Here is a 16,135-nt window from a genome sequence, read left to right as displayed (position 1 = left end):
GCTCTTTTGTTTTAAAGTGAAATCTAAACAAAGTTAAATGTAAATAAATTCATATGTAAAGGAAAAATAATGAGTAAAGTTGTTATTGTGACAGGTGGAGCAAGAGGCATTGGCGAGGCTATCTCTATTGAGCTAGCAACCAAGGGCTACAGAGTATTAATAAATTACAACAGGTCTAAAGACAGAGCTGTTGAGCTTATGCAAAGCTTGAATATCAAGGGGTGTAATGTGGATGTATTCTGTGCCGATGTCTCTAATTCATTTGATGTAAAAAAAATGTTTGACTATTGTTTCAAAAAGTTCGGAACGGTAGACTGTTTGATAAATAATGCTGGAATAAGCTGCGAGGGGCTTTTGACAGATATTAGCGAAGACGAGTGGGACAACGTTATTGATGTCAATTTAAAATCGGTTTTTCTATGCAGCAAGGAAGCTTTAAAGACTATGATTTCAAATCATTCTGGTAGTATTATCAATATCACATCAATGTGGGGTGTGACAGGCGGCTCATATGAAACAGTTTATTCTGCATCAAAGGCTGGGATAATTGGACTTACAAGAGCTCTGGCTAAGGAGGTCGGTCCATCTGGCATAAATGTAAATGCCATTGCACCAGGAGTGATAATGACAGATATGATGTCTGGATATTCAAGCGAGGATTTGAAAAATTTGAAAGACGAAACACCTTTGATGAGACTGGGTAAACCAGAAGACATAGCATCACTTGTGTCATTTTTATTGTCGGGAAAAGCTGATTTTATTACAGGGCAGGTTTTTGGTGTGAATGGTGGCTTCGTAATTTAGGAGAATATATGATAAAAGGAAAAATAATTAAAGCCATAAGTGGTTTTTTCTATGTTGAATCTGATAATGGTATAATAGAGTGTAAGGCGAGAGGAATATTGAGAAAGAAAAATATTACTCCGATTATAGGAGATAACGTTATTATTTCAACAACTGATTTAAATTGTGGTATAATAGAAGAGGTAATGCCTAGAAAGACGGAATTGGTAAGACCTCCAGTAGCAAATATAGATAAGGTATTTATAACCTTTGCTGTTAAAGAGCCAAATCCTAATCTATCGTTGTTGGATAGATTTATTGTGTTTTCTGAAAAGGTGGGCTTGGATATAGTTATTCTACTTTCAAAAATGGATTTAGATGAAAGGTTAGAAAAAACAATGATTATAGCTGATGAATATTCAAAAGTCGGATATAAAGTCATACCGGTAAGCACAATTACTGGACAAAATATGGATAAGGTTAAGCTGGAGATGAAGGGCTGCACGTCTGTTTTTGCTGGTCAATCGGGAGTGGGAAAATCGAGCATTATCAATAGTATTGTTCCGGAATTGAGCTTGGAAACCTCTGAAATATCTCATAAGCTGGGAAGAGGAAAGCATACTACTAGACATGCACAGCTTTTCAAGGTTGATGAGGATACTATTTTTGCCGATACTCCTGGTTTTAGTTCATTTGAAATTAACGATATTGAGGCAGATGAGTTAAAGCATTACTTTATTGAGTTTTCTGCCTTGAGTGAGTGTAGATTTGGTAATAAGTGTATTCACAAGAATGAACCCGATTGCGTTGTGAAAGAAGCAGTTGAAGATAACAAAATTTCTAAAAGAAGGTACGAAAGCTATCTTCAGATATTAGATGAAATAAGCTCAAATAATTCTTTTGGAAGAAAAAACAGAGAAAAAGATGGAATTTATGTAAAATCAAAAAATAGGAAAAATGGGAGGTAAAAATGAAATTAGCACCATCGGTTTTATCAGCAGATTTTGCAAATTTGCTAAGCAGTTGTAAGAAAGTTGAAAATGCTGGATGTGAATATTTACATCTGGATGTGATGGATGGACATTTTGTTCCTAATATTACTTTTGGGGCACCTATAATAAAGAGCTTGAGAAAAGATATTGAAATGGTTTTTGATGCACATTTGATGATAACTGATCCAGATAAGTTTATACCTGATCTAGTTGATGCTGGCTGTGATATAATTACTGTACATCAAGAAGCCTGCACTCATCTTCACAGAACAATACAAAATATTAAAGCATATAATGTGAAAGCTGGAGTGGTCTTAAATCCAGCCACGCCTATCGAAACAATAAAGCATATTTTACCAGATGTGGATATGGTGCTTTTAATGTCGGTAAATCCTGGCTTTGGTGGACAAAAGTTCATTCCAGAGGTTTTGGAAAAGATAAAAGCGTTAAAAAGGATGATTGATGAGCGTGGGCTAGATATCGAGATAGAGGTTGACGGAGGCGTTAATTCTCAGAATATTAAAGCCTTAGTGGATGCTGGAGCAGATGTTTTAGTTGCGGGGTCAGCGATATTTAATAGTGAAGATATTGATTTGGCTGTGATGAATCTGAGAAATGCTGTAAAAGGAAAGTAGGCGTTGTAGTGTACGGATGTTTGATAAATTCAAAAACAGCTTGTATTGTTTTGAATGGAGAAATAGGCGATTATGAAGAGATGAAAAAATTTATCGAGTTACAAGAATATGGCAAAATAATAGCCGTAGATGGCGGTGCAAATCACCTTTACAAAATTGGAGTTGTGCCAGATTATATCGTTGGAGATTTGGACTCGATTGAGGATTTTGTTTATGAATATTACAATGAAAAAGGTGTGGAGGTATTAAAATATCCATCGAAAAAAAACGAGACTGATACGGAGTTGGCTGTTGTAAAGGCGATAGAGGATGGCTGTGTTTGTGTGGATATACTTGGAGCCTTAGGAGGAAGAATTGATCATGAGCTAGCGAATGTTTTTCTTTTGTATTATATAATGAAAAAGGAAGTGTTTGGTAGAATTGTATCGAAAAAAACGGAAATTTATACCGTAGAAAATGACGAATTGGTTATCGAGGGTTGTGTCGGAGATATAATTTCCATTATTCCTTTAAAGGGTGATGCAAACGGAGTAACCTTAAGAAATTTGGAATACACTCTTGAGGAGTTTGATATGAGTTATTCGGTTCCAAGAGGTATTTCAAATGTAATGACCGACACTCTTTGCTATATTGATGTTAGAGATGGGTGTTTAATTGTAATAAAAAATAAATTTGATAAATAAGAGAGGGGTAAACATGGAGAAATACAATATACTAGTTGTTGAGGATGAGAATGAAATCTCCGATGCGATAGAAATTTACTTAACGAATCAAGGTTATCGTGTTCTTAAAGCGTCAAATGGACTGGAAGGCTTGGATATCATAGATAAGGAAACTATACATCTAGCTATTATCGATCTGATGATGCCTGAAATGGATGGCGAAACGATGATAATTAGACTTAGACAGAAGCATAATTTCCCAGTAATAATTCTTTCTGCAAAATCCGAAGACTCCGACAAGATTTTAGGGTTAAATATTGGTGCGGATGATTATGTTAATAAACCATTTAAACCACTTGAACTACTTGCTAGAGTAAATTCTCAGATTAGAAGATATACAAAATATATAAATATAGGAAATGATAACGAATCAAATGAGGATGAGGGGTTTTATGTTATCGGTGGACTGGAATTAAATGAAAAAACAAAGGTGGTAAGTGTGGATGGTTGCCAAGTAAAGGTAACTCCAATAGAGTTTAAGATATTAAATCTTCTCATGAAAAGTCCGGGAAGAGTATTTTCTTTGGATGAAATATACGAAAATGTATGGAATGAGAACGCTGTGAATACTGAAACAGTGATGGTTCATATTAGAAACATACGAGAAAAGATTGAAATTGATTCAAAAAATCCCAAGTATTTAAAGGTGGTGTGGGGTGTTGGATATAAAATTGACAAGATATGATCTCGGTAAAAAGAAAAAGATATATACTTCATTAGTTTTATTGATTACTTTTATCCTTTCTTTGATAATGATATATAGATACCATTCTGTAGACTTACGAGTTCAAGAAAACAAACAAAATCCATTTCAAAATAGGCAGTTTGCCTCAGATCTATTTTATACGAACTATTATCTTTATTATAAGATTTATCAGCAAGAAAAAAATCAGCTAATAAGACCTGTTGATTTGTTTTTAACTAAAAAGAATATTCAGGGGATGATCAATAATTTAGATATAGATTATTACTCAAGTGAGTTAGATTCCGATGATATAAAATATAATTTTGATGAATCCTTCAAGGAGCTCGGAGATTTTATTAATAACTCAGAAGGTAAGCTAAAATACTTCGCTATAAATAAAAAGACTGGCTTTAAGTACACCAACTATTTGTTTAAGGATGATATGAAAACCTTTGATGACTATCAGAGTGAACTTGAAAAATTGAATAATGATGCTACAAAAATAGATAAAAATTCTGAAATTTACAAGGATTATATCAATCTTCAGAAAAAAATAAAAAGGAAATTCATGACTTACATAATTATAGATTTCGACTCTAATGGTAAATGTGATATTTCCTATAGTTATGGCTTGCAAAAAGAGGTTTTTGATAATTATTTCTTGGAGTTAGATGCAAATAAAAAACTAAATGAGGTATACAATATTTCAGATGTAGCTGATTTTTCTTTTTCAAACTACAGAGTTGAGCCAATTAAAAATATGAGATATGTTTATGCGATTCCAAATAGTGTGAATACAAACTTTTATTCTAGTCATGATACAGTAAGTGAATACGTTCATAGAAAAGAGCGAAGTTCATATAAAGGTATAGAGATTTTGGGACGAAGTATACTGGCAATTATCGTTGTAATAACACTATTAATACCTATTAGAACACTAAAATTATTTATGGGATTGGAAAAACTAAAGAAGCTACCTTTGGAAGTTTTTGTGATTGCATTGTATTATCTTCATTCATCTCTATTGAGTAATTACGTTGCGATAATGATGGTAAGAGAAACAATTACTGGAAATGTGCTGAAATCATTGTTGTCAAATGATATTCCACTTGTTGTAGCCAAGCAGTTGGTAAATATAATAAATATTGCATATTGGATGTTATCATTCTTTTCTATTTACTTGATTGCATGTTTGATAAAGATGGTAATTAAAAATGGAATAACTGGATATTTAAGAAAGAGAAGCATTCTTCTTTGGATTTCAAGAATGATAATAAGAGGTATTTCTTCAATATTTTATAGATTTATCAGCGTTGATTTGTCGTTGAGATACAACCGATTATTTATTAGTGGGTTTATTTTGGTATTTTTTGGTACAGTAATATTACTTTGGGCTGATGTTACGTATACGTTATTATGGTTCTTTTTGATGATAGTATATATTATGGTACTTTTGATTTTTACGAAAATTGTAAAAAAAGAAATCGACAATGGTAAAAAAGACTATGAGGGACTTTTAGGGCTGACAAAGGATATCGCTAGTGGAAATCTTGATCAGGATATTATGAAGGTTGATGTGGGTATTTACGAGGAAATACAAAGACAGCTGTTTAGTATTCAACAAGCGTATAAAAAATCCATTGAAGAAGAAGTGAAAAGTCAAAAGATGAAAAGTGACTTAATTTCAAATGTTTCACATGATTTAAAGACACCTTTAACTTCTATAATTACATATATTGAGCTTTTGAAAAATACGGAAACGTCAGAAAACGCAAAAAAATATATTGATACTATTAGTAGAAAATCTGAAAGATTAAAAATACTTATAGACGATATGTTTGAGATTACGAAGGCACAGTCTGGTAATTTGAAGGTGAATATAGATGAAGTTGAAATAGTAAACCTAATGAAACAAAGTATTTTTGAGGTTAGTGATAGATTTTCAACTAGAGGAATAGCTTTGAAGACTTCATTCCCCGAAGAAAAGATAATTTTAAAGCTAGATGGTGAAAAAACCTATAGAATATTTGAAAATCTTCTTGTAAATATCGCAAAATACTCGGCAAAATATTCAAGGGCATATGTGGATATCAAAAACGAAGAAGAACGTGTAGTTATAACTTTTAAGAATATTTCTGAAACTGAAATAGACTATGATGCACAGGATATACTTGAAAGGTTTAGACGTGGTGATAAATCAAGAAATACTGAGGGATCAGGTCTAGGATTGTCCATTGCAAAGGGGTACGTTGAGATACAGGGTGGAGAGCTGAATATACATCTTGACGGAGATTTATTTAAATCTGAGATTATTTTCTATAAAAATAGGGAAATAATTTCTAGTAGGAAAAATATATCGAAAGAGAATATCAATTCTCGATAATGAAAATAGAGATTTGTGACAAGTTTAATAAGTCAATATCTATTGAGTATAATATAGTGAAAATGAGATATTGATTGAGAATTAAATAAAAAAGGACTGTGAAACAGTCCTTTTTTATTTATCTTGCAATAGGATATATATCATAATGTATCTCTATTTATGCTCTTTCAACTTTACCAGAACGTAAGCATCTAGTACAAACTGAAACTCTCTTTGGTGTTCCATTTTCTACGACTTTAACGTTTTTCAAGTTTGCTGACCAAGTTCTCTTATTATGCTTGTTTGAGTGAGATACTTGATTTCCAGATACTTTACCTTTTCCGCACACGCTACATACTCTTGACATCATGCCACCTCCTTAATAATAAAATATTAAGCCTAAAAACATATTTAATGATATCATAGTAGTAAGAAAAAATCAAGCAAAAAAAAGCAATTAATTGCAATTAAGTGTTTTTTTTTGTATAATATAAGGTATACTATTATGTGTAATAATTTACATAGAAAATTTTTGGATAAGTGTAATGCAAGAAGTGCATGCTAATCTATATTTATAATATATTGGAGGTAGAATATGGGGTCAGTTTTGGTTAATAAATTAGGAAAAATAGAAATAAATAAGCACGTTCTAGCTCAACTTACTTATCAAGCTGCGATGGAAAGCTATGGATTAGTTGGTTTTTCATCAAAGTCAAAAGGAATCGTTGAGTTATTAAAGGGAGAAAATGCAACTAAAGGTGTTAATATCATTGAGCTAAGCGAAGCTTTGATAGATATTGAGATTTTTGTGATTTTACAATATGGAACAAACATTACAACAGTTGCTAATAATATTATAGAAAGAATAAAGTACACTGTTGAAACCTACTCTGGTATCAAAATAAACCAAATAACTGTCAGTGTTCAAGGCATCAGGGTAAAGTAATCAGGAGGAGAGTTAAATGATAGAAAAAATAAATGGCAAATTATTTAGAGATATGTTTATTTCTGGTGCAAATAATCTGCAAAACAACAAGGAATTAATAGACAAATTGAATGTGTTTCCAGTTCCAGATGGTGATACTGGTACAAATATGTCTCTAACTATAGCCGCTGCTATTAAAGAACTAAAAAAGGTAGAGAGTGATGACCTGTCAGAAATAGGCAAGGCTCTTTCTAAGGGGTCTTTGATGGGAGCTAGAGGTAATTCTGGGGTAATTCTTTCTCAGATTATTAGAGGTATTTCAAAATCAGTTGAGGGAAAAAAAGAACTTGGCATAGATGAATTCGCCAAAGCATTAAAATCAGGCTCTGATACGGCATATAAGGCTGTAATTAAGCCTATCGAGGGTACAATATTGACCGTTGTAAGAGAATCTGGAGAGTTTGCTGTCAAAAATATAAAAAAGAATAAGAATTTTATTGAATTTTTCGAAAAGGTTTTGATTGAATCGAATAAATCTCTTGAAAAAACACCAGAATTACTTAAGAATTTGAAGGACGCTGGTGTTGTTGATTCAGGGGGAAAAGGGCTGGTTTGCCTATATGAAGGCATGCTTTCGGCATTAAAGGGAAAAATAGTTAATCTTAAGGAATTGGATAAAATTGATTCTGTTCAGAGTATTACTAATGATTATGTAGAAAATCAAAATGAATTGGATATTAAATTTGGATACTGTACAGAATTTATATTAGAATCAGAAAATGCAGATCCAGAAAAAATAAGAGATATCATGTTGAAATATGGTGATAGTCTTGTTGTTGTTGGGTACGATGGAGTAATAAAGGTGCATGTACACTCGAATGAACCAGGAAACGTATTGCAGGAGGCATTGAAGTTTGGTCAATTGTTGACTATCAAGATAGAAAATATGAGATATCAGCATGAAAATCTGATAATTCCAGATGACAATCAGAAAGGTAACTCAAAGCTTGCAAGTCAGGATAAGGTTATTGTAAATGAAGAAAGCAAGCCTTTTGGATTTATTACAACAACAATGGGAAAGGGTCTTGCTGGAATTTTTGAAGAGTTTGGTGTAGACATTGTTATAGAAGGTGGACAGACTATGAATCCGTCTACTGAGGATTTTATTAATGCGATAAATATGGTTAATGCGGACAATATTTTTATCTTGCCAAATAATGGAAACGTAATTATGGCTGCAAACCAGGCAAAAGAAATATCGGAAAAAAATATCTATGTCGTTCCTACAAAAAATATTCCTCAGGGAATTTGCTGTCTTGTATCATTTGATCCTGATTCAGATGCAGATTCCAATATGGAAAACTTTGATAGAGCTTTAAACAGTATCAAGTCGGGTGAAATTACCTTTGCAGTTAGAGATACTATTATGGATGGTATAGAGATCAACGAGGGTGATGTTATAGGAATAACTGGAAAAAGTTTAATTTCATCAGGTAAAGATATTGCCGAGGTAACAAAGGAAGTCGTGAGAAATATGGCAGATGAAGATTCAGATATCATAACGCTGTATTATGGTGAAGATGTTGAAGAGGACGATGCAAGGCTATTGGCTGAAACAATTCAAGAAGAATATAAAGATGTAGATGTCGAGCTATATTATGGTGGTCAACCACTATACTACTATTTAATTTCTGTGGAATAGATATTATTAGGTCACAAAAATAGAATTATCGTTTTACTAGTTTATTTAGGGGAAGATTGTGATGGTCTTCCTCTTTTTATGAAAGGTACGAAAGTTATGTATAGTATTTTGGACAAAGAAATTCAGTATATTAAAGGTGTTGGACCAAAAAAAGCAGATAAGATGTCGAGGCTGGGAATTTTTACTATCAGGGATGCTTTATACTATTTTCCAAGACAGTTTGAGGACAGAAGTATTGAAAAACAAATTATAACTCTAATTGATGGCGATAAGGTGACTATTAAAGGTAGGATAAGAAAAATTTCCAATAAGAGAATCAATAGACTTGATATTACGGAGATTACTGTTGATGATGAAACAGGAACAATTTCATTGATTTTCTTTAATAAATCATATTTAAAAAACACATATAGAGTAAATGATGCAATAAGATCCTTTGGTACAGTGAAAAAAACAGAGCATGGAAGATTGGAAATGCATAATTGTGAGATAGAATATGAGCGACTGGAAAAAAATGTGGGAACGATAGTACCTGTATACAAGCTTACGAATGGTGTTACTAACAAGGATGTAATGGGTGTAGTTAGAAATATATTTGATACCTCTGAAGTAAAAATAAAAGAATATCTACCATTGGAGTTAGTCGACAAGCATAGATTGTGTGATATCAATTTTGCGATAAAGAGCATGCATTTTCCAGCCGACAAGCAAAGTGTTCAAATTGCAATGTATAGACTTATATTTGAGGAACTGTACTTTTTACAGCTAGGTTTGTTTTCCATAAAGGGAGGAAATGAGATAAAGTCGGGAATCAGCTTTAATATTTCGGAAAATATTGATAAGAAAATTAGAGAATTGCCATTTTTATTGACTAGATCACAGAAAAAGGCACTTGACGAAATATTAGACGATATGAATTCAAATAGGGTTATGAATAGACTTGTACAAGGGGATGTTGGTAGCGGGAAAACCGTAGTGGCACAGCTATCACTCGCCAATTGCGTATTCAATGGATATCAAGGTGCGTATATGGCTCCCACAGAAATATTGGCAAAACAGCATTTTGAATCTTTTTCCGAATTTTTTGTTGGAAGTGACGTTAAGATAGAGCTTCTGACTAGCTCAACAACAAAGAAAAATAATTTGAGAATTCTTGAATCTCTGGAAAATGGAGATATAGATATATTGATAGGTACCCATGCGATTATAGAAGATAAGGTTAAGTTTAAGCGTCTGGGCTTAGTTATTACGGATGAACAGCATAGATTTGGGGTAAGGCAGAGAGGAAAATTATCATCAAAAGCAGAAAATCCAGATGTTTTGGTTATGACGGCGACACCAATTCCAAGAACTCTCGCTTTAATTTTGTATGGTGATCTTGATATTTCGGTAATTGACGAATTGCCACCTGGAAGAAAAACAATTGAAACCTTGGCGATTAAAAAAGATGCTAGAGGTAAGCTATACAAAAATAATATTAGAAAAGAAATCAAAAAGGGTCATCAAGTATATGTGGTTTGTCCTCTTGTGGACGAAAGCGAGGTTTTGGATGTTAGCTCTGCTACAAAGGTATATGAGGAGCTTAGCTATAACTATTTTCCTGATTTGAAGGTTGGGCTTTTGCATGGAAGGATGAAAAACTCAGAAAAAGACGATATAATGGAAAATTTTAAAAGAGGAAATATCGATATTCTTGTTTCAACTACTGTTATTGAGGTTGGTGTAAATGTTCCAAATGCCACAGTCATGGTAATAGAGAATGCAGAGCGATTTGGATTGGCACAGCTACATCAGCTGAGAGGTAGAGTTGGAAGAGGAAAGGATCAATCGTTTTGTGTGCTTATTTATGATTCGAGCAACGAGGTTGCTTTGGAGAGGATGAAAACAATGGAATCTTCAAACGATGGCTTTGCTTTGGCGGAAAAAGATTTATCTATAAGAGGTCCTGGAGATTTTTTTGGAACAAGACAGCATGGGCTTCCAGAGCTTATGGTTGCCAATTTATTCAAGCATTCAAAAATTCTAAAGCTAGTTCAAAAAGAGGCTAGAATAACGTATGCAAATGATCCTTCACTTTCTTCAGAGGAAAATAAAGGTGTAAGAGATAAGGTTGAATATATGTTTAGAGATATTGGATATAATATGTCGATTTAATTTTTATTAATTATATTGCTTTAGAAACTAGTTAAAATCAATATAATGTGTTAGAATATAGATAACATACTGACTATAATAGTCATTGTGTGTTATCTTATGCATGGAGGACTTTTATGAGAGTGATATCTGGAAGTGCAAGAGGGTTAAAATTAATTGCACCGAACAATAATGAAATAAGACCTACTACTGATAGAGTTAAAGAATCTATGTTTAACATGATTTCTGAATATATTTATGATTGTGAGGCATTGGATCTTTTTTCAGGTAGTGGTGCACTCGGAATTGAATGTTTGTCGAGAGGTGCAAAAAAGGTCTATTTCTGTGATAAAAGCAAAGATAGTATAAAAATAACGTCTGACAATATAAAAAAATCAAAATTTGAAGATAAAAGCGTAGTAATAAAGGACGACTACAGAGATGCTTTAAAAAGAATGTCTCTTCTGAAAAAAAAATTCGACGTGATTTTTGTAGATCCGCCTTATTACAAAGGACTGTTTGATGATGCTTTAAGAAGCATTATGGAGTTAGAGCTTCTGGGTAATGATGGAATAATTGTAGTTGAACATGATTCGGAAATTGAACTGGCTGACTTAGATTGTCTTTCTAAATATAAAGAAAAAAAGTATGGAATGGTAATGTTGACTGTATTAAAAATGGAGGAAAAATATGAGTAAGCCTGTTAAAGCAATTTTTGCCGGAAGTTTTGACCCTATAACAAATGGTCATATTGATATTATTGAAAGAGCTTCAAGGTTATTTGACAAGCTCATAATAGGAATTTTAATAAATCCTAATAAGAAAACCATGTTTACTATATCAGAGAGAATAGAATTGATAAGGAAGTCCACTGAACATATTGAAAATATAGAGGTTATTTCTTTTGAAGGACTGTTGGTGGATTATTGTAAGAAAAATGATGTATCAGTACTAGTCAGAGGGATAAGATCGACTGCTGACGTTGAATATGAGCTTCGGATGGCACATATGAATAAGGAGCTGGCAAATGAGATTGAGACTATTATTTTGCCAACAAGTACAAAATATTCATATATTAGTTCATCTCTGATAAAGGAAGTATTGAGCTTTGATGCTGATATAGAAAATCTAGTTCCAAAGTGTGTATTGGATGAATTGAGGTTAAAGAAAAAATAAAGCAACACCAAATATATTTACAATTACGGAGGTAAAAATGAGCGATAATATTAAAGTAATAGAAATATTGGCTGATATGGAAGAAATTCTTGATGAAGCAAGTGGTTTTCCACTATCGAAAAAGGTTGGTATTGATAAGGATGAGTTTATCGAATTGATTGCTGAGCTTAGAGAGGCGCTTCCTTACGAGCTGGAAAGAGCTCTAAAAATTATCAACGAGGAAAATGTGATAATAGAATCTGCCAGAAACGATGCTAATTTTATTTTGGATGAAGCAAAAAAGGAAAGAGAGCAAAAGATAAAAGAATGTAATGATGAAATCATAATAAAAAATAAGCACGTAGAGGCTGAGATTGAGAATATGATGAAGGAAGCTACGTTGAGAGCTGAAGAGCTAGTTTCTGATAGCAAGATAATAAAAGAAGCAAGAGCGAAGGCTGATAGATTGGTTAAAGAGGCAACTGAATATGCTAGAGATATGAGAGAGGGTGCAAAATTGTACTCAATAGATCAGTTGAATATTGTTGAAGCAACTTTATCTGAAATGTTGGATGAAGTAAGAAACAACAAAGCTCAATTATAATTATGGTGCTATTTGGACATGAAAATTGGTGGAATAATAGCAGAATATAATCCATTCCATAATGGTCATGCATACCAAATTGAATGCTTTAGAAAGCTTTATGATGTTTCACATATAGTGGTTGCAATGAGTGGGAATTTTGTTCAGAGGGGCGGACCTGCGATAGTAGACAAGTTTACTAGGGCAAGGATGGCAATAGCTGGTGGTGTCGACCTTGTGATTGAAATTCCATCATTGTATTGCACCCAGACGGCTCAAATATTTTCTAAGGGTGGAGTAACATTATTGAATTCGCTTGGGTGCGTGGATTTATTGTGTTTTGGTTCTGAAAATGGAGACCTAAAATCGATAAAAAATGTCGCAGAGATTATGATAGAAGATCAAGCTGAGATAGATGCTCTTATTTCAAGTAATATTAGGAATAGAGACTCTTTTCCTGTTGCACGAGAAAAAGCTATCAGAGATATTTTATCAAGAAAGAGTCGTTGTGATTTAGATGATGGATTTTTTAGAGAATCCAACACGATATTAGGGATTGAGTATGTAAAAGAGCTGTTACTATTGAGCTCTACTATTGAGCCGGTAGCTATTAGGAGATATGGCACTTCACATAATTCCACAGAAGCATTTGGAAATTTTTGTTCTGCTAGCTTTATAAGGCAAAATATAAAGAAAAATGACATTATAGGAATTATGGATTTTTTGCCAAAATCATCTCAGTCCGAAATTAGAAGCTATCAGGCTGATGGAAGAAAATTTCTTTTTGATGATGACTTTTTTTCTGATATATGTATAGAAATAATAAGAAATAAAGGATGTCTTTCAAGGTTTTTCGATGTGGGAAATGGATTGGAAAATTCTATTTACAAGCAAGCCTCAGCTTGCCTTGATTTTAATGAAATAATTGAAAATTTAAGTTCTCCAATTCTTACACGTAACAGAATAAGAAGGGCTTTATTTAATATTTTTCTAGGAATAGAGGACAAGCATATAGAAATATGTAAACAAATAAATTCTATACCCTTTGTAAGAGTATTAGGCTTCAATAAAAAAGGTACGGAAATATTATCAAGAATTAAATCAAATTCAGATATAAGTGTTGTAACTCAAATCGCAAAATCTCTTCGGTATGAATCTAAGCACAATGATATGTATAGCTTTCTCTTAGATTATGATTTGACCACTTCAGAACTTTATTATCAGAAGTCGTTTTTAAACAATAGAAAGCTACTAAAAAAAGGAAAAATAGATTTTATAACTTTAATTTCTATGATGTAATTAGCAAATAAGTTAAAATTTAGTATATACATTTCGATAAAAAAGTGATATATTAAAAATGGATTAATTTATTATATTGGAGGTAAATGTTTAAATGAAAGTTTTGGTATTAAACTGCGGTAGTTCGTCTCTTAAATATCAGTTGATAGATATGAGTAATGAATCTGTATTATGCAAAGGTTTGGTAGAAAGAATAGGAATAGAGGGCTCTGTACTAAAGCATGAGAAAGCTGGTCTGGATGGAAAGCATATTGTTGAAGTTGAAATGAAAGACCACAAGGCTGCTATCAAATATGTGCTTGAGGCAGTCGCCCATCCAGAGGTTGGTGCAGTTAAAGAAATGAGTGAAATTGAAGCGGTGGGTCACAGAATAGTTCATGGTGGCGAAAAATTTGCTTCCTCTGCACTTCTAACTGAAGAAGTGATTGAAGCTATTAATGAATGTGTGGAATTGGCGCCACTTCATAATCCTGCTAACTTGATGGGGGTTGAAGCTTGTAAATCTATATTGCCAGATGTTCCTCAGGTAGGTGTGTTTGATACAGCATTCCATCAATCTATGCCAAAGAAGGCATTTATATATGGATTGCCTCATGAATTATATACAAAATATGGTGTAAGAAGATACGGATTCCATGGAACAAGTCATCTTTATGTTTCTCAAAAAGCTGCTGAAATGTTAGGAAAGCCAGTCGAAGAGCTAAAGATAGTTACTTGTCATCTTGGAAATGGTGCATCTCTAACAGCCGTAGATGGAGGAAAAGCTGTTGATACAAGTATGGGTCTTACTCCTCTTGAAGGCTTGATAATGGGAACAAGATGTGGTGACATAGATCCTGCTATAGTACCATTTGTGATGAAAAAAGAAGGTCTTGATGCTGACGGAATAGATAAATTGATGAATAAGCAGTCAGGTGTATATGGAATGACAGGTATATCCTCTGACTTCAGAGATATAGAAGATGCTGCGAATAATGGTGATGAAAAAGCACAGGTAGCATTAGATGCGTATTGTCATAAAGTAAAAAAATACATAGGCTCATATGTGGCAGCGATGAACGGTGTTGATGCTATAGTATTTACAGCGGGACTAGGAGAAAACGGAATAAGCATGAGAGAAATGATCTGTAAGGATATGGATTTCTTTGGAATAAAGCTTGATGCCGAAAAGAATAACGTTAGAGGAAAAGAAAGAGTTATTTCTACTGATGATTCAAAGGTCAAGGTATTATTGATACCTACTAACGAAGAATTAATGATAGCAAGAGATACTGTAAGGCTATCTAAATAGATTTTTGTGCTAGCAGTGAAATATGTTGGCTATTTTTGGTTATAAATTGAAAAAGAATAATGAATAATTTTAGCTATAAAGTAAAAATACTTGACAAATTGTTTTACAGTAGTTATAATAGATAAGTAATGTTTATAGAGGTGAAGAATTATGAAACTAAAGGTTGAAGCTCTTTCTAATAAAGAAAAAGACTTTATTGACTTTGATTTAGAAGAGAATATATCGAGTTTGAATTACTATGGAGTAGATTATAGTTTGATATCACCTATACATATTTCGGGAAGAATATCACGAGCTGGCAGAAACTATTTTGTTAAATCTACTGTAGATTTAACTGTTGAAGGTTCATGCTCAAGATGCTTGGTAGATGTTTCTTGTCCGATAAAGTATAATATTGATGCTTATTTAATGAGAGAAGAATACGATGAGGGAGATTATGAAGACTACGATGTTTTCGGGGTTGATGGATCTGAAATTGATTTTATGAGGATTATCAATTCTACATTGAGCTTTAATATGCCTCAGAGAATTTTGTGTAGCGAAGATTGTCAAGGTATATGTTCAGGGTGCGGAGTCGACTTGAATTTTGAGGAATGCAAGTGCGATGCTCCAGTTGATACAGATGACATTGATCCTAGATTTGCTAAATTAAAAGAATTGTTAAAATAGAGTAAGGAGGTGTCTTCATGGCAGTACCAAAGCGTAGAACATCTAAATCTAAAAAGAATATGAGAAGAGCATCCAATTCAAAGATGGTTCCAGCTGGTTTCGTTGAATGCCCACAGTGTCACGAACCAAAGTTAGCACACAGAGTGTGTCCTACTTGTGGAAGCTATAACGGAAAAGAAGTAATAGCTGTTGACTAATT

The 16,135-nt window shown here is 33.1% G+C and carries 17 protein-coding genes; 16 read left to right on the top strand and 1 reads right to left on the bottom strand.

Translation table 11 applies throughout. The annotated features are described in order from the left end of the window. The first annotated feature begins 69 nt into the window (after positions 1–69). From ymfI to BM120_RS04650, 6 genes are read left to right on the top strand one after another with little or no spacing between them, the layout of a single operon-like run. A complete protein-coding gene (ymfI, locus tag BM120_RS04675; RefSeq protein WP_091993685.1) occupies positions 70–804 on the top strand; it encodes an elongation factor P 5-aminopentanone reductase in 735 nt (244 codons plus the stop codon). A gap of 8 nt (positions 805–812) precedes the next feature. Next, a complete protein-coding gene (gene rsgA / locus BM120_RS04670) occupies positions 813–1,751 on the top strand; it encodes a ribosome small subunit-dependent GTPase A (protein WP_091993683.1) in 939 nt (312 codons plus the stop codon). Positions 1,752–1,753: 2 nt separating this feature from the next. Next, the gene (rpe, locus tag BM120_RS04665) at positions 1,754–2,410 is read left to right on the top strand and encodes a ribulose-phosphate 3-epimerase (protein ID WP_091993681.1); all 657 of its coding nucleotides are present in this window, start codon (positions 1,754–1,756) and stop codon (positions 2,408–2,410) included. A 20-nt stretch (positions 2,411–2,430) separates the two neighbouring features. Further along, complete coding sequence (locus BM120_RS04660) at positions 2,431–3,093, top strand: thiamine diphosphokinase (RefSeq protein WP_091993811.1); 663 nt, start codon at positions 2,431–2,433, stop codon at positions 3,091–3,093. A gap of 13 nt (positions 3,094–3,106) precedes the next feature. Beyond that, positions 3,107–3,817, top strand: a complete 711-nt coding sequence (locus BM120_RS04655) for a response regulator transcription factor (RefSeq protein WP_091993679.1) — start codon at positions 3,107–3,109, stop codon at positions 3,815–3,817. Beyond that, complete coding sequence (locus BM120_RS04650) at positions 3,789–6,200, top strand: sensor histidine kinase (protein WP_091993678.1); 2,412 nt, start codon at positions 3,789–3,791, stop codon at positions 6,198–6,200. The genes BM120_RS04655 and BM120_RS04650 overlap by 29 nt, the downstream gene beginning before the upstream one ends. Before the next feature lie 157 nt (positions 6,201–6,357). Here BM120_RS04650 and rpmB read toward each other — a convergent pair whose 3' ends face one another. Beyond that, positions 6,358–6,546 carry a 50S ribosomal protein L28 gene (rpmB, locus tag BM120_RS04645; RefSeq protein ID WP_091993676.1) on the bottom strand — a complete coding sequence of 63 codons (189 nt, stop codon included), beginning with the start codon at positions 6,544–6,546 and terminating at the stop codon, positions 6,358–6,360. A gap of 228 nt (positions 6,547–6,774) precedes the next feature. Here rpmB and BM120_RS04640 point away from each other — a divergent pair, with 228 nt between their 5' ends. The 10 genes from BM120_RS04640 to rpmF all read left to right on the top strand — a co-directional run bounded on the left by BM120_RS04640 (position 6,775) and on the right by rpmF (position 16,133). Then, positions 6,775–7,125 carry an Asp23/Gls24 family envelope stress response protein gene (locus BM120_RS04640; protein ID WP_091993675.1) on the top strand — a complete coding sequence of 117 codons (351 nt, stop codon included), beginning with the start codon at positions 6,775–6,777 and terminating at the stop codon, positions 7,123–7,125. 16 nt (positions 7,126–7,141) lie between these two features. Then, positions 7,142–8,806 carry a DAK2 domain-containing protein gene (locus BM120_RS04635; protein ID WP_091993673.1) on the top strand — a complete coding sequence of 555 codons (1,665 nt, stop codon included), beginning with the start codon at positions 7,142–7,144 and terminating at the stop codon, positions 8,804–8,806. A 96-nt stretch (positions 8,807–8,902) separates the two neighbouring features. Then, positions 8,903–10,960 carry an ATP-dependent DNA helicase RecG gene (recG, locus tag BM120_RS04630; RefSeq protein ID WP_091993810.1) on the top strand — a complete coding sequence of 686 codons (2,058 nt, stop codon included), beginning with the start codon at positions 8,903–8,905 and terminating at the stop codon, positions 10,958–10,960. A gap of 116 nt (positions 10,961–11,076) precedes the next feature. Beyond that, on the top strand, positions 11,077–11,637 hold the full coding sequence (gene rsmD, locus BM120_RS04625; protein WP_091993672.1) for a 16S rRNA (guanine(966)-N(2))-methyltransferase RsmD: 561 nt from the start codon (positions 11,077–11,079) through the stop codon (positions 11,635–11,637). Beyond that, positions 11,630–12,115, top strand: a complete 486-nt coding sequence (coaD, locus tag BM120_RS04620) for a pantetheine-phosphate adenylyltransferase (protein WP_091993670.1) — start codon at positions 11,630–11,632, stop codon at positions 12,113–12,115. The genes rsmD and coaD overlap by 8 nt, the downstream gene beginning before the upstream one ends. Before the next feature lie 37 nt (positions 12,116–12,152). Continuing rightward, positions 12,153–12,698, top strand: a complete 546-nt coding sequence (locus BM120_RS04615) for a permease (RefSeq protein ID WP_091993669.1) — start codon at positions 12,153–12,155, stop codon at positions 12,696–12,698. Between the two features lie 18 nt (positions 12,699–12,716). Further along, complete coding sequence (locus BM120_RS04610; RefSeq protein ID WP_091993667.1) at positions 12,717–13,976, top strand: tRNA(Met) cytidine acetate ligase; 1,260 nt, start codon at positions 12,717–12,719, stop codon at positions 13,974–13,976. A gap of 94 nt (positions 13,977–14,070) precedes the next feature. Then, positions 14,071–15,267, top strand: coding sequence for an acetate/propionate family kinase (locus BM120_RS04605; protein ID WP_091993666.1), 1,197 nt, complete (start codon positions 14,071–14,073; stop codon positions 15,265–15,267). Between the two features lie 150 nt (positions 15,268–15,417). Beyond that, on the top strand, positions 15,418–15,936 hold the full coding sequence (locus BM120_RS04600) for a YceD family protein (protein WP_091993664.1): 519 nt from the start codon (positions 15,418–15,420) through the stop codon (positions 15,934–15,936). 17 nt (positions 15,937–15,953) lie between these two features. Beyond that, positions 15,954–16,133, top strand: a complete 180-nt coding sequence (gene rpmF / locus BM120_RS04595) for a 50S ribosomal protein L32 (protein ID WP_091993663.1) — start codon at positions 15,954–15,956, stop codon at positions 16,131–16,133. Positions 16,134–16,135 lie beyond the last annotated feature (2 nt).

The sequence above is a fragment of the Peptostreptococcus sp. D1 genome (assembly GCF_900112955.1).
Lineage (GTDB): Bacteria > Bacillota > Clostridia > Peptostreptococcales > Peptostreptococcaceae > Peptostreptococcus.
The sequence above is the reverse complement of the archived record's forward strand: the minus strand, read 5'-3'. Positions and strand labels throughout refer to the sequence as shown.